Below are 23529 nucleotides of genomic sequence, written 5' to 3' on the forward strand. Positions count from 1 at the left end.
CGCCCCCCCCCGCCACCCGGAACACGGGGACGTCAGGCGGTGCGGGAGACGTCCAGGAAGGACAGGCCCGTGACGGGGAGGGGCTTGAACCCGTCGAGCGCCGAGTCCTCCCACGCGCTGGGCAGCTTGCGGTGCAGCAGCGGGTACAGCGGGACCTCGTCGGAGAGGATGTCGTACACCTCGCCCCAGGTCTTCTTCTGCTTGGCGGCGTCCGGCTCGGCGGCGCCCTGGTCGAGCAGGCGCGTGACCTCCGCGAACTCGGGCGTGCTCGCCCAGCGGTAGCGCTTGACCGGCCAGACCGAGCCCGAGTACCACCAGCGCAGCAGCAGGTCGGGGTCGTTGCCGAAGACCGACGGGTCGCCGGGGGCCACCATGACCTCGAGCCCGCCGTCGTCGACCTTCTTGTACTGCCCGCCGGACTGGCCGATGTCCAGGGTCGTGGAGATCCCCACCGCGTCGAGGTCCTCCTTGATGAGCGGGGCGACGTCCTTGACCCAGCTCGTGTCGGTCGTCAGCAGCGTGATCGCCAGGCTGCTCACGCCCGCGTCGGCGAGGAGCTTCTTGGCCTTGGCGGGGTCGTGCGAGTAGACCGTCGAGGCCTTGACGTACGACGGGTGCTCCTTGTGCAGGAAGCTGGTCGCCGCGGTCGCGTTGCCGAGCAGGCCCGTGCTGATGATCTTGTCCATGTCGAGCGCGTGGAAGAACGCCTGACGCACGCGCTTGTCGGTGAACGGCGCCTTGGAGCAGTCGAACATCATGAACAGCAGGCCGAACGACTGGACGGACTCGACGGTCACGGCGTTCGCGAGCCGGTCGGCGTCGAGGTAGGGCACGTCCTCGATGGCCTGGACGCGGCCCGACTCGACCGCGGTCACGCGGGCGGCGGCGTCGGAGAGCAGGTTCCACGTCATGGCCTTGGCGAGCGCCGGGCGGGAGCCGTTGTAGGCGTCGAAGCGCTCGAACGTGATCTTGTCGTCGACCGTCGCGCTCGTGAGCTTGTACGGGCCAGAGCCCACGGGCAGCGAGTCGTAGGCCTTGGGGTCGGCCTCGACGATCGCCTTCGGGACGATCTTGACGACCGAGACGCGGTCGACGAACAGCCCGAACGGGTAGTTGAGCGTGAACGTGACGGTCTTGTCGTCCTTGGCGGCGACCGAGGCGAGGAACGGCAGGAACTGCGAGTAGAGCGAGGCGTTCGCCGGGTCGAGGACGCGGTTGAAGCTGAACACCACGTCGTCGGTCGTGACGGGGGAGCCGTCGTGGAACGTCGCGCCGTCGCGCAGCGTGACCTCCCAGGTGGTCTCGTCGATCTTCTTGGGCAGCTCCTTGCCGAGCGCGGCGTAGGGCGTGCGGGCTGCGGGGTCGAGCTCGACGAGGCCCTCGAGGACGTGCCAGTTGGCGGCCATGGTCACGGCGCCGGACGTCGTCATGGGGTCGAAGCCGGTCGACAGGGCGTAGGAGATGCCCGCCTCGATCGTGCCGTCGAGGTTGGGCTTGGCCCCGCCACCGGCGGGGGTGGTCTGCGGGTCGGCCGAGGTGGACGCGGGTCCGCCGCAGGCAGCGATCGTGCCTGCGATCACCGCTCCTGCGCCGATCACGCCGGCGAGCTTGAGGAAGCTCCGGCGAGAGGTGTCGGTCGCGTTCGTGCTAGTCGCCATCGAGGTAGCCATGAACTCTCCAGATATAGGACGTCTGATGTCTGACGCTGGTAGGGTTGAACCGTAGAGGCAATTTCTGAGGAGGTCAAGGCGCATGACAGCTACCGAGCCCGGGGGACATCTGGGCTTCGGAGGTCAGGGGGTGCGTCCCCCGACGACTACCGAACAGATCAAGGAATACATCCTGCGGGCACATCTGCGGCCCGGAGACCTGCTGCCGACCGAGGCCGAGCTCTGCTCGCTCCTCGGGGTCAGCAGGTCGAACGTCCGTGAGGCGATCAGGACGCTCGCGGCCCTCGACATCGTCGAGGTGCGGCACGGCTACGGCACCTACGTGGGCCAGCTCTCGCTCAAGCCGCTCGTCGAGGGACTCGTGTTCCGCGGGGTGCTGATCCCGGGCGACGACTTCTCGGCGCTGCGCGAGGTGGTCGAGGTGCGTCAGGCGCTCGACCTGTCGATGGCCGAGCAGATCGTCACCGAGATGGCCGGGACGTCGAACCCCGACCTCGAGAACCTCGTCGCCGCGATGGAGCGCAAGGCGCAGAAGGGTGAGGACTTCTTCGAGGAGGACCGGGAGTTCCACTCGCACCTGCTCGCGCACCTCGACAACTTCCTCGTCGCGCAGCTCGGCACCGCGTTCTGGGACGTGCACCAGGTGGTCTCGCCCAAGCTGGGCCTGCCGGCGCCCGAGCAGATCGACCTCACGGCGAAGGCGCACGGGGCGATGCTGCGGGCGGCCGAGGCGGGGGACGCCGACGCCTACCGGGCCGCGGTCGTCGCGCACTACGCACCGCTCCAGGACGCGCTCCGTCACGTTGCCGCCACGGTCGAGGCCGAGCGGGCCGCGGCCGCGACGGTGACGGGGCGGGGCGAACGTCCCGTCGCGGCCGTCGAGGCGGGCACGGCGTGAGGCGCGCGGTGCTGGCGCCGGGGTCGCGGGCCGTCCTGATCGGCGACTCGATCACGGACGCCGGGCGGCTCGCGGAGGGGGAGTTCGGTCTCGGGCACGGCTATGCGTCCCGGGTCGCCGGCGTGTGCGGGCGTCACGGCGTCGAGGTGCTCAACCGTGGCGTGAGCGGTCACCGGGTCGTGGACCTCCGAGCCAGGTGGGACGCGGACGTCCTCGCGCTCGAGCCCGACCTCGTGTCGATCAAGATCGGGATCAACGACACGTGGCGCCGGTACGACGCCGGGGACGTGACGAGCGCCGAGGCGTTCGAGGCCGGCTACCGCGACCTGCTCGACCGCACGAGGGTCGGTGCGCCGCGGGCGTCGATCGTCCTGGTCGAGCCCTTCCTGGTGCCGGTCCGCGCGGAGCAGTGGGGCTGGCGCGAGGACCTCGACCCCAAGATCCAGGTCGTGCGGCGGCTCGCGGGGGAGTATGGGCTGCCGCTCGTGGCGACCGACGGGCCGTTCGCGCAGGCCGTCGCGACGAGCGGGCTCGGCCCGCAGGCCTGGGCGTACGACGGTGTGCACCCCACCCCGGCGGGTCACGACCTGCTCGCGGAGGCGTGGACCGGCGTGGTGCGGCTGGGGTGAGGCTGTCGCCCGGCCCCCGGGACGTCGTCGTGCCGCGGTCGGGAGAGGCGCCTCCTGCACCCGGACGTGTGCAGTGCGCAACACGGCCGGCGTCCGGTCTGGCGAAGGCGCGGCCGAGGGGGGACACTGGTCCGTGAGTGTCCCTGGGGCACTCCCTGACCGTCGTCTTCCCGGACGCGCCCACGCTACGGACCGTGGGACCGGGACGAGGTACGGGATTTCCCCGCGCTGCTCGCAGGGCGGGGGGACCGCATGAGGTGTGCGGGAGGAAAGGGGCGTCGGTTGCCACTGGGGGCGGCCGACGCCTCCCGCACGTCCGGGGTCGTCCGGCGCGGTCGGTCACGGTCCGGATCCTGCGCGGTGCCCGACGGCGTCGCACCGGTTCGCGCACCTGGCAGCGGTCGGGCGGGCGCGACGGGAGTCAGCGCCGGGTGCGCAGCGTGACCATCTCGTCGATCAGGCCGAGGAGCTCGTCGATCGAGCCGGCCCGGTCCTGGCTCGCGGCCGAGGGGGCCTCGCCGCTCGCGAAGTGCTCGCTGGCCTGGGCGTACAGGCCGTCGCCGATGAGCATGATCGCCCGGGTGAGGACGGGGTCGCCGACGACCTCGAGCACTGCGCCGGTCCAGGCGTCGTGGGCGTCGTCGAGCGCGGCACGGGCCTGCGGGTAGCTGCCCTGGGCCAGCCGTGAGACGGCGACGTAGACGAGCTCGAAGCCGCTGTCCGAGTCGGCGGACGTCCGGATGAAGTAGTCGACGGGGCCGGCCGGCCACGAGCGCATGGTCTCGACGTCCGCAGCGGTCAGCTCGCGCAGGAGCCCCATGAGCCCTTCGGCGAGCGCGATCTTGGAACCGAAGTGATAGAGCAGGCCACCCTTGGAGACGCCGGCCTCCGCGGCGACGGCGTCGAGCGTGGCCGCGCGTTCTCCCTGAGTGACGAGAAGGGTGGCGAATGCCTCGAGGACCTTGGCGCGAGCGGCAGGGGGCGGCGGCATCTTGAAAGTGTACCGTCCGGTCGGTTACTGTACCGTCTGGACGGTTGGCAGTCCGGCGCCACAGCGCCGCCCCGACCGTCCTCGTACGTGAAAGGACTGCTCCCGTGACTCTCGTCCAGGACAACCGGACGCCCCGGGACCCGAACGGCCCCCAGGGCGCCTCGACCAACCCCGCGACCTCCGGTACGCCGCTGACCCGCAACCGCCGGTGGATCGCGCTCGCCGTGCTCATGCTCCCCGTGCTGCTCGTCTCGATCGACAACACGGTCCTCACCTTCGCGCTGCCGCAGATCTCCGAGGCGCTGCGCCCCACGGGGACCCAGCTCCTGTGGATGATCGACATCTACCCGCTCGTGCTCGCCGGGCTGCTCGTCTCGATGGGCTCGTTCGCCGACCGCATCGGGCGGCGCAGGCTGCTGCTGGTCGGAGCCGTCGGCTTCGCCGCGATCTCGGTCGTCGCGGCCTACGCGCCCAGCGCCGAGGCGCTCGTCGCGTCGCGCGCCGGGCTCGGGTTCTTCGGCGCCATGATCATGCCGCCGACGCTCTCGCTGCTGCGCAACATCTTCACCGACCGCGAGGAGCGCCGGCTCGCGATCGCGATCTGGGCCGCGGGCTTCGCGGCCGGCAACGCGATCGGCCCGATCGCGGGCGGCTTCCTGCTCGAGCACTCGTGGTGGGGCTCGGTCTTCCTGCTCGCCGTCCCCGTGCTGCTGCTCCTCCTGGTCCTGGCACCGATCTTCGTGCCCGAGTCGAAGGACGCGAACCCCGGCCGGGTCGACGTCCTGTCGATCGTGCTCTCGATGGCGACCATGGCGCCGATCGTGCTCGGCATCAAGACGCTCGCCAAGTCCGGGCCCAGCGCGCTCGCCGTGGGTGCGCTCGTCCTCGGGGTCGTCGCCGGGTGGGTGTTCGTGCGTCGCCAGCTCGGGCGGCCCGACCCCATGATCGACGTGCGCCTGTTCCGCCGGGGCGAGTTCTCGGGAGCGGTCGTGATCAACCTGCTGTCCGTGTTCTCGCTCGTGGGTTTCCTGTTCTTCGTGTCGCAGGACGTCCAGCTCGTGATCGGACTGAGCCCCATGAAGGCCGGCTACGCGCTGCTGCCGGGGCTGGCCGCGATGATCGTCGCGGGCCTGCTCGTCGTGCGGGTCGTGCGCCGGGTCCGACCGTCGTACGTGGTCGCGGTCGCGCTGCTGTTCGCCGCGGCGGGCTACGCGATCGTGGCCCTGAGCGCGGGTGCGAGCACGCTCATGGTGCTCGTCGTCGCGTTCGTGGTCCTCGCGATCGGGATCGGCGCGGCCGAGACCGTGTCGAACGATCTGATCGTCTCGGCCGTCCCGGCCGACAAGGCCGGGGCCGCCTCGGCGATCTCGGAGACCGCGTACGAGGTCGGCGCCGTGCTGGGCACGGCCGTCCTCGGCAGCATCCTCACGGCGTCCTACCACCGCAACGTCGTCGTGCCCGACGGCGTACCGGTCGCGGACGCGACCGCAGCCGCCGAGACCCTCGGGGGCGCGACGCAGGTCGCCGAGACACTGCCGGCCGACCAGGCCCAGGCTCTGCTGGCCTCGGCGCACGAGGCCTTCGGCAGCGGCGTGGGGACGACGTCGTGGATCGGTTTCGGCCTCATGCTCGTGGCGGCCACGATCGCCCTCGTGGCGCTGCGCTCCGCGCGGGCGTGACATTCACCCGGATGCCGGCGAGCGTGCCCGCTGGCATCCGGGTGGCGGATCGGGAAGGGTGAGAGGTGATGAATCGCCCCCGTATCACCCCGCCCCGCTGGGTCCGACGCACGCTGGTCGGGCTCGCGCTCCTCGTCCCCTGCGTCGTCTTCGGCGTGACCACCGCGACGGCCGACCTCAGCCTGGGTCCTCACGAGGCGCGGTACGAGGTGACGACCGACAGCCTCGTCGTGGTCGACCTGGGGCCGCTCGGCACGCTCGAGATCGACTCGCCGCTGCCGGCCGGGCTGGGAGCCCGGATCACGGTCCAGGAGATCCCTGCGGACCTCACGGCGTTCGACCAGGCCACCACGATCGCCGCGCTCAGCCAGGACCTGCAGGGGTACCTGCAGTTCTTCAGCGGCCCGCAGACCACGATCGACCAGGTCGCCCGTGCGCTCGTGGTCGACGCGCTGGCCCGCACGGGCCTGGCGGTGCTCGTCGTCGCAGCGGGCGGTGCCGGTCTCTACCTCCTGCTCGGTCGCGGCCGACGCGTCGAGATATCCGACGCCCTCGCCCCGCGGACCTGGGAGCTCACCGCGGGCGTCCTCGTCGTCTCGCTCGTCGTCGGCGTGGTCTCGGCGTCGGGCGAGGAGACCGCGCAGACGGACTCGCGTCCCGCGTCCGCGGTCTTCGAAGGCACCCCGCTCGAGGGTGCCCGGATCACGGGGCGGCTCGCCGGCGTCGTCGACACCTACGGCGGCCAGCTCCTGAACGCCTACCGTGACAACGAGAAGTTCTACGCGGGGGCGAACGACGCGCTCGTGGCCGCGTGGGACGAGCGGGACGCGCTCGAGGAGGCTGCGGCCGCCCAGGCGGAGGCCGAGGCGCAGGCCGCGCGGGACGCGGCTGCCGAGCCCCCGGCGGAAGGGGGCCTCGGGGTGGACGGCCTCCCGGACGACCCTGCCGGCGCGGAGGGCGAGGGTGCGGACCCGACCGGGGAGACGCCGTCGGGCAGCGCAGCCGAAGCGACCGCCGGGGAGACCGACGACCCGGCACGCCGCGCCGGCACCCCCGGGCCGACCGAGGCGCCGTCCGCGACCCCCGAGGACGAGCTCGTCTCGATGCTGGTCGTCTCCGACCTGCACTGCAACACCGGCATGACCCCGCTCATCAAGACCGCGGGTGTCCGGTCGGGGGCGGACATCGTTCTCAACGCGGGCGACACGACCATGAACGGGACGAGCGTCGAGCAGTTCTGCGTGAACTCCTTCATCTCCGCCGTGCCCGACGGCGCCACGATGGTCGTCGCGGACGGGAACCACGACAGCGTCGAGACCTCGGCGCAGGAGCGCCGGCGAGGGGTCAAGATCCTCGACGGCGACGTGATCGAGGTCGACGGCGTCCGCATCCTCGGCGACCGCGACGCGCTCGAGACGCGGATCGGGGCGGGCTCCAAGGCGTCCCGGCCCGAGACCCCGACCGAGCAGGCGGAGCGGCTCGCCGAGACCGCGTGCTCGGCGAAGGACGGCGTCGACCTGCTCCTGATCCACACCCCGCGCATCGGGAACGAGTCGCTCGAGTCGGGGTGCGTCCCGCTCCAGGTCTCGGGCCACACGCACCGGCGCAAGGGGCCCGAGCAGTTCGGGCTCGGCATCCGCTACGTCAACGCGAGCACCGCGGGTGCAGAGTCCGGCGAGCCGACGGTCGGGCCCCTCAAGGGAGTCGCCGAGATGACGGTCCTGCGCTTCGACCCGGTCGCCCGGGAGTTCGTCGACTGGCAGCTCGTGCAGGTCTTCCCCGACGGCAGCGCCCAGGTCTCGGCGCGCGAGCCGTTCCCCGTGCCGGCGACCGAGGAGGTCCTCGAGGGGGTCGACGGCACCGAGGGCACCGACGGGGACGTCGTCCCCGACGGCACCGAGGAGGGGGACGGGTCGGGCGACGGGAGCGGGGGTGAGGGCGCCGGGGAGCCCGAGCAGGACCAGGGCGCCGTCGTGCCGGACGCCCTGATCGTCGGTGCCGGGTCCTCGGCGAGCGGGAGGAGGTGAGGGACCCGTGAGCGATCCCGCCGGACCGGGTGAATCGGACCCTCGAGGTCCGGACGGTCGTGAGCGGCACGGCAGAATACGGGGCATGAGCAGAGGTGCCCGGTGGATCCTCGTCGCGGTCGTCGCGGCGCTGGCGATCGTGCTCGCCGGGCCGTACGTCGTGACGCGCATCTCCGCGGGCAACCCGCCGCCTCCGCTGGGCCTGCAGACGCCGGGGGAGAGCGCGCCGCCGTCGGAGTCGCCCGATCCGGGGCCCTTCGACCCGGACGGCACGTGGGTCGTGAGTCCCGGCTCGCAGGCCGGGTACCGGGTCGACGAGGTTCTCAGCGGTGAGAAGGGCACGGTCGTGGGCCGTACCGAGGCGGTCGGCGGCTCGCTCGTGGTCACCGACGGCGAGCTCGTCCGGGCCGACGTCACGGTGGACACGGCATCGATCGCGAGCGACAGCGTGGTGCGTGACGACGCGTTCCGGCGCCTCCTCGAGACCGACGTCTTCCCCAACGCGGTGTTCATCCTCACCGAGCCGGTCGACCTCGCGGGGATCGAGAACCGGGGCGAGCCCCTGACGGTCAAGGCCCGGGGAACCCTCACGATCCGCGACGTGACCGAACCCGTGACCGTGACGCTCGAGGCGCGGCGCTCGGGCGACGGGGTCCAGGTGAGCGGGGCCATCCCGGTGACGTTCGCCGACTACGGCGTGCACGTGCCGGAGCTGCCGTTCGTGACGCTCGACCCGACGGGCACCGTCGAGATGCTGCTCCAGCTCGAACGCGGTGCGCCCGCGCAGACCCCCGCGCCCTGAACCGCCTCCTGGACTCGCCCGGCCGGGCGTCCCCGCGCATCCCGCGGGAAGCGGATCCGGGCTCGAACGTCAGCCCCCGGTACTCGACGCGGAGCCCCGTCCACGGTTAAAGTTCGGTATGCCGAACTTTCAACTTCGCACAGGGGTGAAACCCCTTCTCGGAGGACTCGTCGCACTGCTCCTCGCCACGGGCTGCGCGGTCGACCCCGCCCAGGGCGAGCCTGGCCCCGAGGAGAGCCTCGTCGCGGGGGCGAGCGACGCCGTCGGGCGGCTGCAGGTGCTGACCACCTTCACCGTCCTGGCCGACATGGCCCGCGAGGTCGGCGGGGAGCACGTCGAGGTCGCGTCCCTGACCAAGGTCGGCGCCGAGATCCACGGCTACGAGCCCACGCCCGCGGACCTGCGCCGCGCCGCGAGCGCGGACCTGGTCCTCGACAACGGGCTCGGGCTCGAGAAGTGGTTCGAGCCCTTCGTCGCGCGGCTCGACGCCCCGCACGTCACGGTCTCCGAAGGCGTCGACGTGATCGAGATCGGCTCCGGGGCGTACGACGGGCGCCCCAACCCGCACGCCTGGATGTCACCCGTCAACGGCGCGATCTACGCGCACAACATCGGCGAGGCCTTCGCGACGGCAGACCCGGCGAACGCGGCCGACTACCGCGCGAACGCCGCCGACTATGCCGAGCGCATCGAGGCCGTGGGTCGCGAGCTCGCGACCGAGGTCGACCAGGTCCCGGCCGGCTCCCGCGCGCTCGTCACGTGCGAGGGGGCCTTCTCCTACCTGGCGCGCGACGTCGGGCTCGACGAGAGGTTCCTGTGGCCCGTCAACGCCGACCAGCAGGGCACGCCGCAGCAGGTCGCGCGCGTCATCGACTACGTCCGCGAGAACGACGTGCGCGCCGTGTTCTGCGAGACCACGGTCTCGGCCGCAGCCCAGCGGCAGGTCGCGGCGGAGACGGGCGCGACGTACGCGGGCACGCTCTACGTCGACTCGCTGTCCCGGCCCGACGGCGCCGTCCCCACCTATCTCGACCTGCTCGCCCACGACGCGCGCGTCATCAGCGCGGGGCTGCGGGGCGGGTCGTGACGACCGCTCGCCGGGCGACCGTGGGGGAGACCCCCGGTCCGGCCACCAGCCGGCCCACCACCCGACCCGACACCCGACCCGACACCCCGGAGCCGCACATGGACCCCACTCCCGCCCTCGCCGTCCGCGGTCTCAGCGTCCGGTACCGCGAGGTCCTCGCGCTCGAGGACGTCGGTCTGTCGCTCGCTCCCGGCACCGTGACCGGGCTGATCGGGGCGAACGGCTCGGGCAAGTCGACGCTGTTCCGTTCCGTCATGGGCATGACGCGCGGCAACGGCGTGACCCAGGCCGGGGACGTGCGGATCTACGGCACGGACGCGGACGCGGCGCGCAAGGACGGGCTCGTCGGCTACGTTCCGCAGTCCGAGGACGTCGACTGGGCGTTCCCGGTCGACGTGCGCGACGTCGTGACCATGGGGCGCTACGGAGGGCTCGGGCCGACGCGCCGGGCGCGTGCCGGGGACCGCCGGGCCGTGGCCGACGCCCTGGAGCGCGTGGGGCTCGCGGACCTCGCGCACCGTCAGATCGGTCGGCTGTCCGGGGGGCAGCGCAAGCGGGTCTTCGTCGCCCGCGCGATCGCCCAGGGTGCGCGGCTGCTGCTGCTCGACGAGCCGTTCGCCGGCGTCGACAAGGTCTCGGAGGCGCAGATCACCGCGGTCCTGCGGAGCCTGGCGTCGGCCGGCTGCGCCGTCCTGGTCTCGACGCACGACCTGTCCTCCCTGCCGGACCTCGTCGACGACGCGATCCTGCTCCAGCGCCGCGTCATCATGACCGGTCCGCCCGACGTGGTGCTGCGCCCCGAGAACCTGGCCCGCACGTTCGGGATCGACCCGCTCGCGGCGAGCCGGGGCTCCGCGACGACCGAAGGAGCCACGCGATGAACCCGCTGGACCTGCTCGCTGCCGCGGGGACGTGGCTCGCTGCGCCCCTCGAGTACGAGTTCGTGCAGCGCGCGCTGCTCGTCGCGGTCGTCGCGAGCATCGTGTGCGCGCTCCTGAGCTGCTGGCTCATCATGATCGGCTGGTCGCTGCTCGGGGACGCGGTCTCGCACGCCGTGCTGCCGGGCGTCGTGCTGTCCTACATCGTCGGGGTGCCGTTCGCGGTGGGCGCGCTCGTGTTCGGGATCGGTGCCGTCGCGCTGATCGGCACGGTCCGGGACACGAGCAGGCTCAAGGAGGACGCGGCGATCGGCGTGGTCTTCACGACGCTGTTCGCGATCGGGATCGTGCTCGTCTCGGTCACGCCGAGCCAGATCGACCTGGGCCACATCCTGTTCGGCAACATGCTCGGCATCACCGACACGGACCTGTGGCAGGTCGTGGTGCTCGGCGCGCTGACGACCGTGGTGCTCGTGCTCAAGCGGCGGGACCTGACGCTCTTCGCGTTCGACCCCGTGCACGCGCACGCGGTCGGCATCTCGCCGCGTCGCCTGTCGGCGCTGCTGCTGGGCTCGCTCGCGCTGACCGTGGTGGTCGCGCTCCAGGCGGTCGGCGTCGTCCTCGTCGTGGCCCTGGTCATCACGCCGGGGGCCACGGCCTACCTCCTGGTCGACCGCATGTCCCGCATGCTCGTGGTCGCGCCGCTCGTCGCGGTGGGCTGCGCGGTCGTCGGGATCTACGCGAGCTACTACCTCGACACCGCGAGCGCCGCGACGATCGTCGTGGCACAGGGTGTCGTGTTCGCGGTCGCGTACGTGGTGCACCTGGCGCGCCGCCCGCGCGTGCAGGCCGCGGGCCCGACGGCGGAGAGCGAGCCCGCGGAGGTGGTCGCCGGGTGAGGGGCCGGGCCGGCGGTTGCACCGGGCCGGGGGCCGGAGCGTGCGCAGGCGTCCGGACCTCGGTCCGCCCGGCCCCGCGGAGGGCCGTGAAATAGAGTGAGCGCCGTGGACCATCCCCTCGACCTGACCTCCGTCGCCCAGGACTACCTCAAGGTGGTGTGGTCGGCGCAGGAGTGGTCCGACGAGCCCGTGACCACGAAGCTCCTCGCGGACCGCCTCGGCGTCGGGGCCTCGACCGTCTCGGAGACCGTGCGCCGCCTGTCCTCGCAGGGCCTGCTGGTGCACGCGCGCTACGGCGCGATCGAGCTCACGGACCTGGGTCGTTCGCACGCGGTCGCGATGGTGCGGCGGCACCGCATCCTCGAGACGTACCTGGTCTCGGAGCTGGGGTACTCGTGGGACGAGGTCCACGACGAGGCCGAGGTCCTGGAGCATGCGGTGTCGGACCTCATGCTCGACCGCATCGACGCGTTGCTCGGCCACCCGACGCGCGACCCGCACGGTGACCCGATCCCGACCGCCGCGGGACACGTCCCGCGACCGGCGGCGGTCCGGCTCTCGGAGCTCGACGCGGGGGCGTGCGCGGTCGTCGCGCGGATCTCCGACTCGGACCCGGACGTGCTGCGGTACCTCGCCGAGCTGGGTCTGGGGCTCGACGCCGAGGTCTGCGTGCAGGAGCGGCGCGAGTACGCGGGCACCATGGCCATCACGTGGGGGAGCGACGGGAGCCCGGTGCACCTGGGGCTGCCGGCGGCGTCCCGCGTGTGGGTCGTGCCGCAGGCCCTCGCCGCGGGACGCACCCCGGTCTAGACTGGCGTTCTTCCCGCATCATGCTGCCGACGGCGTCAGCGAACGGCTCGAATCGATTCGATCCGCAGCAACCTGCCCGTGAACACCCTCGAAGGGGTCCCGCCTTGACCGTCGACAGCACCAGCGCGCCCGGCCCGACCGACACTCTCGACGCGCCCGCCCCGGGCGGCGTGCGACGTCGTCGGGCGGGCGGCGCACGCCGTGGTCCCCGGACGGCCGGGCTCGCGCTGCTCGCGCTCGCCGCGGGCGGCTTCACGATCGGCACGACCGAGTTCGCGACCATGGGCCTCCTGCCCGACATCGCCGCAGACCTCGGTGCGACCATCCCGGTCACCGGGCACGCCATCACGGCCTACGCCGTGGGCGTCGTGGTCGGCGCGCCCCTGCTCACCGTGCTCGCCGCGCGCGTCTCGCGCAAGAGGCTGCTCATCGCGCTCATGCTCGCCTACACGCTCGGCAACGTGCTCTCGGCCGCGGCCCCCAGCATCGAGTGGCTCATCGCGGGCCGCTTCCTCGCGGGACTGCCCCACGGCGCGTTCTTCGGGGTCGGGGCCGCCGTCGGCGCCGCCGTCGCCGGACCTGGGCGACGCGGCCACGCCGTGGCCATGATGATGACCGGCCTCACCATCGCGAACGTCGTCGGCGTGCCGCTGTCGACGTTCGCGGGCCAGCAGCTCGGCTGGCGTGCGGCGTTCGTCCTCATCGGCGTCCTGGGCGGCATCACGCTCGCGGCCCTGTGGCGCTGGGTCCCCGCCGGCGCGGGCGACACCGGGTCGAGCGTGAGCCAGGAGGTCGCCGCGCTGAGGAACGGCCCGCTGTGGATCAGCTTCGTGGGCGGCGCGATCGGCTTCGGCGGCATGTTCGCCGTCTACTCCTACGTCGCACCCACCATGACCGAGGTCACGGGTCTTGCGCTCGGAGTCGTGCCCGTGGTCCTCGCGATCTTCGGCCTCGGCATGACGCTCGGGACGATCGTCGGCGGACGGCTCGCCGACAAGGACGTGCTGCGGACCGTGTGGATCGGCTTCGGCTCGACGGCCGCGGCTCTCGTCGCGTTCGCGCTCACGGGCCAGAGCCCGGTCCCGGCCGTCGCGTCCCTGTTCCTGCTGGGCGTGACGTCGCAGATCCTGGGTCTCGCGCTCCAGACCCGGCTCATGGACCTCTCGCCCGGCGCCCCGTCGCTCGGGGCCGCGCTGTGCCACTCGGCTCTCAACGTCGGCAACGCCAACGGCGCGTTCCTCGGCGGCCTCGTCATCGCCGCGGGCTGGGGCTACCTCGACCTCGCGTGGACCGGCCTCGTGCTCACCCTCGCCGGCCTCGCGATCATCGCCCTGTTCGGGCGTCAGCGCGTCGTGCACGTCCGCGAGGACGCGCACGCGGAGCCGTCGCAGGCCGACAGCGCCTGATCCGGCTCGACCCTCCGCGGAGGGTCGAGCCGTCGCTCACCCGTGGGGGACGCCTCAGCCGTTGAGGCCCAGCCCCTTGCGGCCCTTCGCGAAGTAGGCGATCGGACCCACCCAGTTCGCGAGCATCGCCACGCCCCATGCGAGCTTCGAGCCCTCGACCTCGTCCGCGGACCGCCTGGCCAGGTCGCGGTAGCCCGCGACCGTGAGCGTGACCTGCACGATCGAGGCCACCACCATCACAGCCCTCTTGCGACCGCTGAACTCGCTCCACGACTTCTTGTGCGCCATGAGCACCCCTCCCGTGTCGGTACGTCGACCTGTGCCCACGACGCTACGCGTGCTCGACCCGACGCGCTCGGTGCGGGGCAGCGGGCGCGCGTGTACGTGGTGCGTTCAGCCAAGCCACAGAGATCGCCGGTACCTTGGGCCCACCTGTGTGCCGGAAGTGCACGCGCAGACCCTTCAGGAGCGGTTCGTGAGCGAGAGCCCCACCCGTCCTTCCCGTACCGGGCGCACCCCGGGCGCCACCGGCGAGTCCGCCGACCTCCTCAGCCCGGACGAGGGGGGAGGCCACCCGGTCCCCGACGGTGACCCCAAGAACCTCACCCCCCGCGCGTTCGGGTGGGTGCTCCTGGTCGCCGGCGCGGTCGGGCTGGTCGGCGCGGCCTGGCTCGCGATCGAGCGCTACCTCAAGCTCATCGACCCGAACCACGTCGCGGCGTGCTCCCTCAACCCGTTCCTCGACTGCGGCCCCGCGATGGCCTCGTGGCAGGGGGCGCTCCTCGGGTTCCCCAACCCGTTCCTCGGCGTCGCGGCCTTCCCCGTCGTCATGACGATCGGCGTCGTGGTCCTCACCGGCGCCCGCCTGCCCCGCTGGTTCTGGCTCACCATGCTCGCCGTCACGACCGTCGCGATGGGCCTCATCGTCTTCCTGGTGTGGACCAGCCTGTACGTGCTCGTCGTGCTCTGCCCGTTCTGCATGGTCGTGTGGGCCGCGACGCTGCCGATCTTCTGGTTCCAGGTGGTGCACGCCGTCCAGGAGGGGTACCTCAAGGTCTCCGAGGGGGTGCGCCGCGTGATCGTCGACAACAAGGGGACGCTCCTCGCTGTGCTCTACGTGCTCCTCGTGGCCTGGGTCTTCCTCGAGATGGGCCCCACGATCGTCGAGTACCTCCAGACGGTCTGACCGGCAACCACCGGTGCCCACCCGCCCCGGGGGCGCCCCCGGGGCGGACGGAGCCCCCGGCGCCGCAGGTGAGCGGCGCCGTCGGGCCGGGTGGGACGTGGGCGTCCAGCCCGTGCCCGCCTGCCGGACGACGCCGCGCCGAACGGTAAACTCGCGGGGTGAGCACGCCTGAGAACCCCGCCCCCGAGAACCCCGCCGAGTCCGTGCACGACGCCCCCGCGTCCTCGCTCGAGACGACCTCCCACCGCTACACGCCCGCCCTCGCGCAGGACATCGAGCTCCGGTGGCAGGACGCGTGGGAGGAGCGCGGCACGTTCTGGGCGGCCAACCCCTCGGGGCACCTTACCGACGGCGACGGCAAGCACGCCGACGGGCGCTCGCCCTACTTCATCATGGACATGTTCCCGTACCCCTCGGGCGCGGGGCTGCACGTGGGGCACCCGCTCGGGTACATCGCGACCGACGTCGTCGGGCGCTTCCGGCGCATGTGCGGCGACAACGTCCTGCACGCCCTCGGCTACGACGCGTTCGGCCTGCCCGCCGAGCAGTTCGCGGTGCAGACCGGCCAGCACCCGCGCGTCACGACCGAGGCCAACATGGCCAACATGAAGCGCCAGCTGCGCCGCCTGGGACTGGGGCACGACTCGCGCCGGTCGTTCGCGACGATCGACCCGGAGTACGTCCGCTGGACCCAGTGGATCTTCCTGCAGATCTTCGAGGCCTGGTACGACGAGGACGCCGTGCGTCCCGACGGCGGAACGGGCCGCGCGCGCCCCATCACCGAGCTCGCGGCCGAGTACGCCACCGGCACGCGGGCCGTCCCCGGCCACCCCGAGGGCACCCGCTGGGCGGACCTCGACCGCGCAGCGCAGCGCGCCGTGATCGCCCCGCAGCGCCTGGCCTACGTGTCCGAGTCGCCCGTGAACTGGGCGCCGGGCCTGGGCACCGTGCTCGCCAACGAGGAGGTCACGTCCGACGGTCGCTCCGAGCGCGGCAACTTCCCCGTCTTCCAGCGCAGCCTGCGCCAGTGGAACATGCGCATCACCGCGTACGCCGACCGCCTGGCCGACGACCTGGACCTCATCGACTGGCCCGAGAAGGTCAAGTCGATGCAGCGCAACTGGATCGGTCGCAGCGAGGGCGCGAACGTGCGCTTCGCGATCGACGGTGCGATCGGCGGGAGCAGCTCCGTCGGTGACGTCGAGGTCTTCACCACGCGCCCCGACACCCTGTTCGGCGCGACCTTCATGGTCGTCTCGCCCGAGCACCCCCTGCTCGACGAGGTCCCGGCCGAGTGGCCCGACGGCACGCGCGCCGTCTGGACCGGCGGTCACACGACCCCGATCGACGCCGTCGCCGCCTACCGCAAGGAGGCCGCGGCCAAGACTGCGGTCGAGCGCCAGGCCGACGCGGGCAAGAAGACGGGCGTGTTCACGGGCCACCTGGCCGTGAACCCCGTCAACGGCACGCTCATCCCCGTGTTCACCGCGGACTACGTCCTCATGGGCTACGGCACGGGCGCCATCATGGCCGTCCCCGGCGGCGACGAGCGCGACCACGCGTTCGCCGAGGCCTTCGAGCTGCCCGTGATCCGCACGGTCGCGGCCCCCGAGGACCACGAGGGCGCCTGGACCGGCGACGGCGAGATCGTCAACTCGTCCAACGACGAGATCTCGCTCGACGGTCTGAGCGTGCCCGACGCCAAGCGCGCCATGATCGAGTGGCTCGAGGCCAAGAGCATCGGCACCGGCACCATCACCTACCGCCTGCGCGACTGGCTCTTCAGCCGCCAGCGCTACTGGGGCGAGCCGTTCCCCATCGTCTACGACGAGAACGACCAGCCCATCGCGCTGCCCGACTCGCTGCTGCCCGTCAACCTGCCCGAGGTCCCGGACTACTCGCCGCGCACCTACGAGCCCGACGACGCCGACTCCTCGCCCGAGCCGCCGCTGGGCCGCAACGAGGACTGGGTCAACGTCACGCTCGACCTGGGGGACGGCCCCAAGACCTACCGCCGCGACACCAACACCATGCCCAACTGGGCCGGGTCGTGCTGGTACTACCTGCGCTACCTCGACCCGGCGGACACCGAGCACATGGCCTCCCCGGAGCTCGAGAAGTACTGGACCGGCCCCGGGCACAACGCCACGGCCGGGCCCGCGGGCGGCGTCGACCTGTACGTGGGCGGCGTCGAGCACGCCGTGCTGCACCTGCTCTACGCGCGCTTCTGGCACAAGGTACTCCTGGACCTGGGGCACGTGACCAGCACCGAGCCGTTCCACAAGCTCTTCAACCAGGGCTACGTGCAGGCCTACGCCTACACCGACTCGCGTGGAGCGTACGTGCCCGCGGAAGAGGTCGTCGAGGAGAGCAGCGGCGACGAGGTCCGGTACCTGTGGAAGGGCGAGCCCGTCAACCGTGAGTACGGGAAGATGGGCAAGTCGCTCAAGAACGTCGTGACGCCCGACGACATGTACGAGGCCTACGGCGCCGACACGTTCCGCGTGTACGAGATGTCCATGGGACCGCTCGACCTGTCGCGCCCCTGGGACACGCGCGCCGTCGTCGGCTCGCAGCGCTTCCTGCAGCGGCTGTGGCGCAACGTCGTGTCCGAGGACTCGGGCGAGACGACGGTCTCGGAGGAGCCCGCGGAGGTCGCGACCCTGCGCCTTGTCCACCGGACCGTCGCCGACGTGCGCGTCGAGATGGAGCACATGCGCTCCAACACGGCGATCGCCAAGCTCATCGCGCTCAACAACCACCTCACGGGGCTGGACCGCGTGCCGCGCGAGGCGATCGAGCCGCTGATCCTCATGGTGGCGCCCATCGCCCCGCACATCGCGGAGGAGCTGTGGTCGCGGCTCGGCCACCCGCGGTCGCTGGCTCACGAGCCCTTCCCGGTCGCGCTCGACGAGTACCTGGTCGAGGACACCGTGACGTGCGTCGTGCAGGTTCAGGGCAAGGTGCGCAGCCGGCTCGAGGTCCCGCCGTCGATCGGTGACGACGAGCTGCGTGAGCTGGCCCTGGCCGACGCGAACGTCCAGCGCACGCTCGACGGGCGGGGGATCCGCACGGTGATCGTCCGCGCGCCGAAGCTGGTGAACGTGGTCCCTGCCTGACGTCGTCCGCGTACCGCCACTGAGGGCGGAGCTCCAGCGAGAGCTCCGCCCTCAGGCGTGACCGGGCCAGGTCGTCAGCGGACGACCGTCCACTCGCTGATCTGCGAGACACCTCCACCGACCGGCTCCAGCCGGAGAGGTCCCGTCAGTGCGACACTCCCAGGGGTCCGGAGAGACACGTAGGTCCAACCGCTCGTCGCCGAACGCCCGTCGATCGTCCCCAGGCGCGTGCTGCCCAGATGGACGGCCATGACACCCACCGTCGGCCCGGTCTTCACCCGGAGGCGGACGATGCGCCCGGTCTGCACCTCGTACGACCGTGCCGGCATGCCGCCCTGGTAGATCGACGCGACGATCTGCGGCCCCGACGTCCCGGTCGCACCGGACCTGATGTCGGCGTGGAGGAACTGCACGCTCGACGCGACGTTGGTGCACACCATGGTCGACCACGCGCCGACGTTCCCGGCCTTGTCACGCGCTCGGACGCGGAAGCACGCCTGGTCGCCGAGCAGCAGGTCCACCTGCAGCCGCGTCGCCGTCGTGGTCTTCCAGGACGGACCAGGGCTGGTCCAACTGGACAGGGCGCCGTCCCGGCCGAGGGTGCGGCGCAGCTGAACCTCGTACGACGCGACGCCCACGTCGTCGGTGCCGGCGAAGGAGAAGGCCACCGGAACCGTGGCGTCGACCGCGGCGGACGCGTTCTGTGCGGCGGAGACCGAGAAGTACCGGGGCACGGTCGCGGACGTGATCGTGGGGAGCGTGCCGTCGACGAGCGAGCAGCGCGAGGAGGAGTACGCGCTCAGGTTCCCCGCCAGGTCGCGCACCCGCACGGCGAAGCACACCGTGTCCCCGGACGCGGCGGAGACCGCGAAGGTGGTCGCCGTGGTCCGCTGACCGTCCCGGGGGTACTGGTACGGGCCGGGCACCCCGCCACGTGGGGTGACCCGGTAGCGCACGTCGGACGATCCGATGCCCCCCGCGTCGGTGGCGCTCCAGGTGAGGGCCGGCCTCCCCGTGCCCTCGACGGCACGGACCGTCGCCGGCGCGGACGCCTTGACCACCGGTGCCGTGCCGTCCACGTCGGCGCACTGCTCGGCCGACCACGCGCCGACGTTGCCCGCACGGTCGACGGCGCGCGCCGAGAAGCATGTGCGCGAACCTGCGAGAGCCGTCACGGTCCGGCTCGTCCCGGTGTTCCCGCTGTTCTCGGCCAGGTAGGTGCCGAAAGTGGTGGAGCCGGCCGGTCGTGAGCGGTATCGCACCTCGTACCGGGCGATCCCGCTCGCCAGGAACACGGGGTCGGTGTCAGGGTCGACGCTGGTGAGATGGACCGTCACCTCCAGGGTCGCGGAGACCGCGTCGGTGCTCACGGTCGTCGTGGGAGCGGTGACGTCCGTCCGGGTTGCTCCTTCCGCGGTCCACTGCGTGAAGTCGACGACGCGTACGGTGCCCGAACCGTCGACGTAGGCCGCAGCGCGTCGGGAGTCGTCGAGGTCGATCCCGGGGAGGCTGCTCGTCCCGAGGACCCGACGGGAGCCGTCGAGGATCGAGATCGCGACGAGATCGCTCGTCTCGGCGCCAGGGTGTCGTTCGAGGCCGAGGACGAGCCCGGCTGCGGCCGACGGGTCGGTGAGCGGAGCGGGCCCGGCAGCGAGCCGCACGGGGCGGTACGCATCGGCCTGGTCGAGTGCGTAGACACCCTCCGGGCACGTCACGACCAACCACCGCCCGCCGAGGTCGTCGGTGACCGCTGCTTCCGGTTGGTCGCACGTGATACCGCGCCCGAGGGTGTCCGTCCACGGGTCGACGTCCGACACGACCTTGTATCCCCCCAGCAGCCTGGCTGCTCGCGTGCCGTCGACGACGAGGGTGGTCGCCGGCCTCCCCGTCAGCACCAGCGAGACGGCGGCGCCGCTGACCGACTTCTGGACCTGCACCCCGGAGGGGGCCGCGGGAACCGACACGAACGAGCCGGAGCCGCCGAGCCGGGAACCCGCAGGGACGTCGCGCTTCCCGCCGCCGTCCGCACGCCAGGTGAGGACGTCCACCCCTCGTGCGGGGTCGTGGGTGTGGACGACGTCTCCCTCGGCGGCGACGAGCGACCCGGTCAAGGACTGGGATCCCCACGCCTCCGACCAGGTCGGCGGGGTCCCTGCCGGGACCCGCGGGGCTGTCAGGATCTTCGGACCGGTCGGGCTCTGCACCTCGACGACGACCGAGGTGTCCGTCAGGGCGACGCGTCGCACCGGGCCGGGGAGGCCCGGTGCGCTCTCGTCGCTCGGTGCGGCGCCGACGGTCACCGGGTCCGGGACGGGGGGTGCGGCCACGGCGGGCGCACCGGCCGGTGAGATGAGCGCCAGGGCGAGCGACACGGTGACGAGCCGTTGCCGTACCCGGCGGGCCGAGGGCGAAAGGTGTGACGACAAGGTGCTCCCCAGATGGAATCCACGTCGAGCGTCCTCGCGCGACGCGCCAGAGTGTAGTACCTCGTCGAGGGCACACCGCCCGGTGCCGGGCGGGTCAGCGGCGCCGCGTCCCGAACACCGTGCGCGTGATCTCGCGACCGAGCTGCGTCGCCATCGACCCCAGGAGCTTGTCGAGGCTAGAGGACGTGGTCGACCGCCGTGCCGTGCCGGTCCGCGAGCCGCCTCCTGAGCCACCTCCCGAGCGGGCCGCGTCCCGTTCGAGCGTGGCGCGCATCCTCTCGAGCTCGTCGGCCTGCTTCTTGGCAGCCTTGTCGGCCTCCTTCTGTGCCGCCTCCTGCTCCTTGGCCTGCTTCTCGGCGAGCTCCGCCTGCTCGGCCGCGGCGTGCTGCGCGGCGATGCGCGCGGTGAGCAGCTCGTACGCCGACTCGTTGTCGACCGCCACGCCGTATCGCGCGGCGAGCGGCGAGCCCGCGACGATCCCGTCGATCACGGCCTCGGGTGCGGGTTCCATCGACGACTGCGGCGCGCGGACCCGCGTCCACGCGACCGGTGTCGGGGCGCCCTTCTCGGTCAGCACCGTGACGACGGCCTCGCCCGTCCCGAGCGACTGCAGCAGCTGCTCCAGGTCGTAGGGCGACCGCGGGAACGTCCGCACGGCCGCGCGGAGGGCGGCGGCGTCGTCGGGCGTGAAGGCGCGCAGCGCGTGCTGGACCCGGTTGCCGAGCTGGGCCAGGACGTCGGCGGGCACGTCCTTGGGGCTCTGCGTCACGAAGAACACGCCCACGCCCTTGGACCGGATGAGCCGCACGGTCTGCACGACCTGCGCCACGAACTCCTTCGTCGCGCCCGTGAACAGCAGGTGCGCCTCGTCGAAGAAGAACACGAGCCGGGGCTTGTCGAGGTCGCCGACCTCGGGCAGGTCCTGGTACAGGTCGGCGAGCAGCCACATGAGGAACGTCGAGAAGAGCGCGGGACGGTCCTGGACGGCGGGCAGCTCGAGCGCCGAGATCGTGCCGCGCCCGTCGGCCGCGACGCGCAGCAGCTCGGTCGTGTCGAACGCGGGCTCGCCGAAGAACACGTCCGCTCCTTGCGCCTGGAGCGTCACGATCTCGCGCAGGACGACACCTGCCGTGGCGGCGGACAGCCCGCCGATGCCCTTGAGCTCGGCCTTGCCCTCGTCCGAGGTGAGGTACGCGATGGTCGACTGCAGGTCCTTGAGGTCGAGCAGCGCGAGTCCCTGCGTGTCGGCCCAGTGGAAGATGAGCCCCAGGCTCGACTCCTGCGTGTCGTTGAGCCCCAGCACCTTGGAGAGCAGCAGCGGCCCGAAGTCGCTCACGGTCGTGCGGATCGGGACGCCCTTGCCGAGCCCGCCGAGCGAGTAGAACTCGACCGGGTACGTGGTCGGCTCCCAGTCCTGCCCGATGCTCGCGGTGCGCTCGAGGATCTTCTCCCCGCTCGCGCCAGGTACTGCGAGCCCCGACAGGTCGCCCTTGATGTCCGCGACGAACGTCGGCACGCCCGCGTCCGAGAGTCCCTCGGCCATGCCCTGCAGCGTCTTGGTCTTGCCCGTCCCGGTGGCCCCGGCGACCAGCCCGTGCCGGTTGAGCATGGCGAGCGAGAACCCGACCTGGACGTCGGCGCTCGGCACGGGGTCGCCGCCTGCCGTGCCCGGCGCCTCGAGCAGCGCACCGAGCGCGAGCGTGCCGCCGCGGTAGGCGTAGCCTGCGGCGACCTCGGCGGGGTAGCCGTCCAGAGGGCCCGACGGAGGAACCTGCGCGGGAGGTGCGGCTGCCGGAGCAGCGGTGGCAGGGTCTGGCGTGCCCGACGGCGCCGCGTCGGCGGGTGCGCCGCGCACCTCTGCGCCGGGCCCGGCGGGCGAACCTGCGACGGAGTCCCCGGCCGTCGCGGCCTCGGCGGCCTCGAGCGCGGCCTGCGCCGCGGCGGCCCTGGCCTCGGCCGCCTCGGCGGCCGCCTGCGCGGCGGCTGCCTTCAGGGCGGCGAGCTCTGCGGGGGAGGGGGCTGCGTCGTCGGGCATGTCTCGGATACTAGGGCGGTGTCCCGGTGAGCGCGCGGCGCAGGATGCGACGTCCTGCGCACGCCACGTAAGGTGTCCCGAAGATGAGTCCTGCGAAGCCTCCGGCCGTCCACGTCGTCACGGACTCGACCGCCTCCCTCCCCTCCGGTGACCTCCCGGCGCTGTCCGTGGTGCCCCTGCACGTGCTCGCCGGGGACGAGGTGTTCCTCGAGGGGATCGACGTGTCGCCCGACGACGTCGCGCACCGGATCGGTGCGGGCGAGCGGGTGACGACGTCGCAGCCGACACCGCACGCCCTGGTCACGGCCTACGAGGCGGCGGCGCGGGCCGGTGCGCGGTCGATCGTCTCGATCCACCTGTCGGGCGACCTGTCGGGCACGGTGCACGCGGCCGCGCTCGCGGCGACGCGCTCCCCGGTGCCGGTGCGGGTCGTGGACTCGCGGACCGTCGCGATGGGCCTCGGGTTCGCCGCGCTCGCGGCGGCCGGCGTCGCGGTGTCCGGCGGGACTGTCGACGAGGTGGCCCGCCGCGCGATCGCGGTCGCGGACTCGAGCCGCGCGATCTTCATGGTCGAGTCGCTCGACCACCTGCGCCGCGGGGGCCGCCTGGGCGTGGCGGCCGCGACGCTCGGCTCAGTGCTCGGCGTGCGGCCGCTGCTCGCGGTGCGCGACGGGCGAATCGAGGTGATCCAGAAGGTCCGGACCCGCGGTGCGGCGGTCGACCGGCTGATCCAGGTGGCGGTCGACTCGGTCGAGCGTCGGTCCGATCCCGAGCTCGCGGTGCACTACCTGGGCGACGACGGCGCTGCGAGGGACGTGGCCGACCGGCTGTGGGACGAGACCGGCGTGCGGGCGGCGGTCACGCCCGTGAGCGCGGTCGTCGGGGCCCATGCGGGACCGGGTGTGCTGGCGATCGTCGTGGCGGACCGCGCACCGTAGGTCGTTCCTCATGGCCGGCCGTGCACAGGTCGACCCGCGGTGCGTCGTG

At 72.5% G+C, this 23529-nt stretch carries 18 protein-coding genes; 13 read left to right on the forward strand and 5 right to left on the reverse strand.

Going from position 1 to position 23529, the window contains the following annotated elements:
- Positions 1 to 32: 32 nt before the first annotated feature.
- Positions 33 to 1658 (reverse strand): ABC transporter substrate-binding protein, encoded by a 1626-nt coding sequence (locus H9652_RS05465; RefSeq protein WP_225227789.1) that lies wholly within the window; start codon positions 1656 to 1658, stop codon positions 33 to 35.
- Between the two features lie 94 nt (positions 1659 to 1752).
- Between H9652_RS05465 and H9652_RS05470 the strand changes: the two genes are divergently transcribed.
- Positions 1753 to 2568, forward strand: a complete 816-nt coding sequence (locus H9652_RS05470; protein WP_191795359.1) for a FadR/GntR family transcriptional regulator — start codon at positions 1753 to 1755, stop codon at positions 2566 to 2568.
- Positions 2565 to 3197 (forward strand): SGNH/GDSL hydrolase family protein, encoded by a 633-nt coding sequence (locus H9652_RS05475; RefSeq protein WP_318243993.1) that lies wholly within the window; start codon positions 2565 to 2567, stop codon positions 3195 to 3197. Before H9652_RS05470 ends, H9652_RS05475 begins: the two co-directional genes overlap by 4 nt.
- Positions 3198 to 3618: 421 nt before the next feature.
- Here H9652_RS05475 and H9652_RS05480 read toward each other — a convergent pair whose 3' ends face one another.
- On the reverse strand, positions 3619 to 4188 hold the full coding sequence (locus H9652_RS05480) for a TetR/AcrR family transcriptional regulator (protein ID WP_191795360.1): 570 nt from the start codon (positions 4186 to 4188) through the stop codon (positions 3619 to 3621).
- Positions 4189 to 4292: 104 nt separating this feature from the next.
- On the opposite strand from H9652_RS05480, the gene H9652_RS05485 reads away from it, so the two are divergent.
- From H9652_RS05485 to H9652_RS05520, 8 genes are all read left to right on the forward strand, one after another.
- Positions 4293 to 5867 (forward strand): MFS transporter, encoded by a 1575-nt coding sequence (locus H9652_RS05485; RefSeq protein ID WP_404821997.1) that lies wholly within the window; start codon positions 4293 to 4295, stop codon positions 5865 to 5867.
- Positions 5868 to 5935: 68 nt separating this feature from the next.
- Positions 5936 to 7894: a metallophosphoesterase family protein gene (locus H9652_RS05490; protein WP_191795361.1), complete on the forward strand. Its 1959-nt coding sequence runs from the start codon at positions 5936 to 5938 to the stop codon at positions 7892 to 7894.
- A gap of 85 nt (positions 7895 to 7979) precedes the next feature.
- On the forward strand, positions 7980 to 8696 hold the full coding sequence (locus tag H9652_RS05495) for a YceI family protein (RefSeq protein ID WP_191795362.1): 717 nt from the start codon (positions 7980 to 7982) through the stop codon (positions 8694 to 8696).
- A gap of 145 nt (positions 8697 to 8841) precedes the next feature.
- Positions 8842 to 9783 (forward strand): metal ABC transporter substrate-binding protein, encoded by a 942-nt coding sequence (locus H9652_RS05500; protein WP_318243994.1) that lies wholly within the window; start codon positions 8842 to 8844, stop codon positions 9781 to 9783.
- A 98-nt stretch (positions 9784 to 9881) separates the two neighbouring features.
- On the forward strand, positions 9882 to 10664 hold the full coding sequence (locus tag H9652_RS05505) for a metal ABC transporter ATP-binding protein (RefSeq protein ID WP_191795364.1): 783 nt from the start codon (positions 9882 to 9884) through the stop codon (positions 10662 to 10664).
- Complete coding sequence (locus H9652_RS05510) at positions 10661 to 11560, forward strand: metal ABC transporter permease (protein ID WP_191795365.1); 900 nt, start codon at positions 10661 to 10663, stop codon at positions 11558 to 11560. Before H9652_RS05505 ends, H9652_RS05510 begins: the two co-directional genes overlap by 4 nt.
- Before the next feature lie 105 nt (positions 11561 to 11665).
- Complete coding sequence (locus H9652_RS05515) at positions 11666 to 12370, forward strand: metal-dependent transcriptional regulator (RefSeq protein ID WP_318243995.1); 705 nt, start codon at positions 11666 to 11668, stop codon at positions 12368 to 12370.
- Between the two features lie 170 nt (positions 12371 to 12540).
- On the forward strand, positions 12541 to 13776 hold the full coding sequence (locus tag H9652_RS05520; protein WP_318244006.1) for an MFS transporter: 1236 nt from the start codon (positions 12541 to 12543) through the stop codon (positions 13774 to 13776).
- 54 nt (positions 13777 to 13830) lie between these two features.
- Here H9652_RS05520 and H9652_RS05525 read toward each other — a convergent pair whose 3' ends face one another.
- Positions 13831 to 14064 (reverse strand): PLDc N-terminal domain-containing protein, encoded by a 234-nt coding sequence (locus tag H9652_RS05525; protein WP_191795368.1) that lies wholly within the window; start codon positions 14062 to 14064, stop codon positions 13831 to 13833.
- 187 nt (positions 14065 to 14251) lie between these two features.
- On the opposite strand from H9652_RS05525, the gene H9652_RS05530 reads away from it, so the two are divergent.
- Both H9652_RS05530 and leuS read left to right on the forward strand, forming a co-directional pair.
- Positions 14252 to 14962, forward strand: a complete 711-nt coding sequence (locus tag H9652_RS05530) for a vitamin K epoxide reductase family protein (RefSeq protein ID WP_191795369.1) — start codon at positions 14252 to 14254, stop codon at positions 14960 to 14962.
- Positions 14963 to 15165: 203 nt separating this feature from the next.
- Positions 15166 to 18081 carry a leucine--tRNA ligase gene (leuS, locus tag H9652_RS05535; RefSeq protein WP_191795460.1) on the forward strand — a complete coding sequence of 972 codons (2916 nt, stop codon included), beginning with the start codon at positions 15166 to 15168 and terminating at the stop codon, positions 18079 to 18081.
- A gap of 74 nt (positions 18082 to 18155) precedes the next feature.
- Here the strand turns inward: leuS and H9652_RS05540 are convergent, their stop codons facing one another.
- Positions 18156 to 20453 carry a fibronectin type III domain-containing protein gene (locus H9652_RS05540; RefSeq protein WP_191795370.1) on the reverse strand — a complete coding sequence of 766 codons (2298 nt, stop codon included), beginning with the start codon at positions 20451 to 20453 and terminating at the stop codon, positions 18156 to 18158.
- Positions 20454 to 20601: 148 nt separating this feature from the next.
- Entirely contained in the window at positions 20602 to 22542 is a 1941-nt protein-coding gene (locus H9652_RS05545) for a helicase HerA-like domain-containing protein (RefSeq protein ID WP_191795371.1), read from the reverse strand.
- Positions 22543 to 22625: 83 nt separating this feature from the next.
- On the opposite strand from H9652_RS05545, the gene H9652_RS05550 reads away from it, so the two are divergent.
- Positions 22626 to 23480 carry a DegV family protein gene (locus tag H9652_RS05550; RefSeq protein ID WP_191795372.1) on the forward strand — a complete coding sequence of 285 codons (855 nt, stop codon included), beginning with the start codon at positions 22626 to 22628 and terminating at the stop codon, positions 23478 to 23480.
- Positions 23481 to 23529 lie beyond the last annotated feature (49 nt).

Source organism: Oerskovia rustica (assembly GCF_014836555.1).
Taxonomy (GTDB): Bacteria; Actinomycetota; Actinomycetes; order Actinomycetales; family Cellulomonadaceae; genus Oerskovia; species Oerskovia rustica.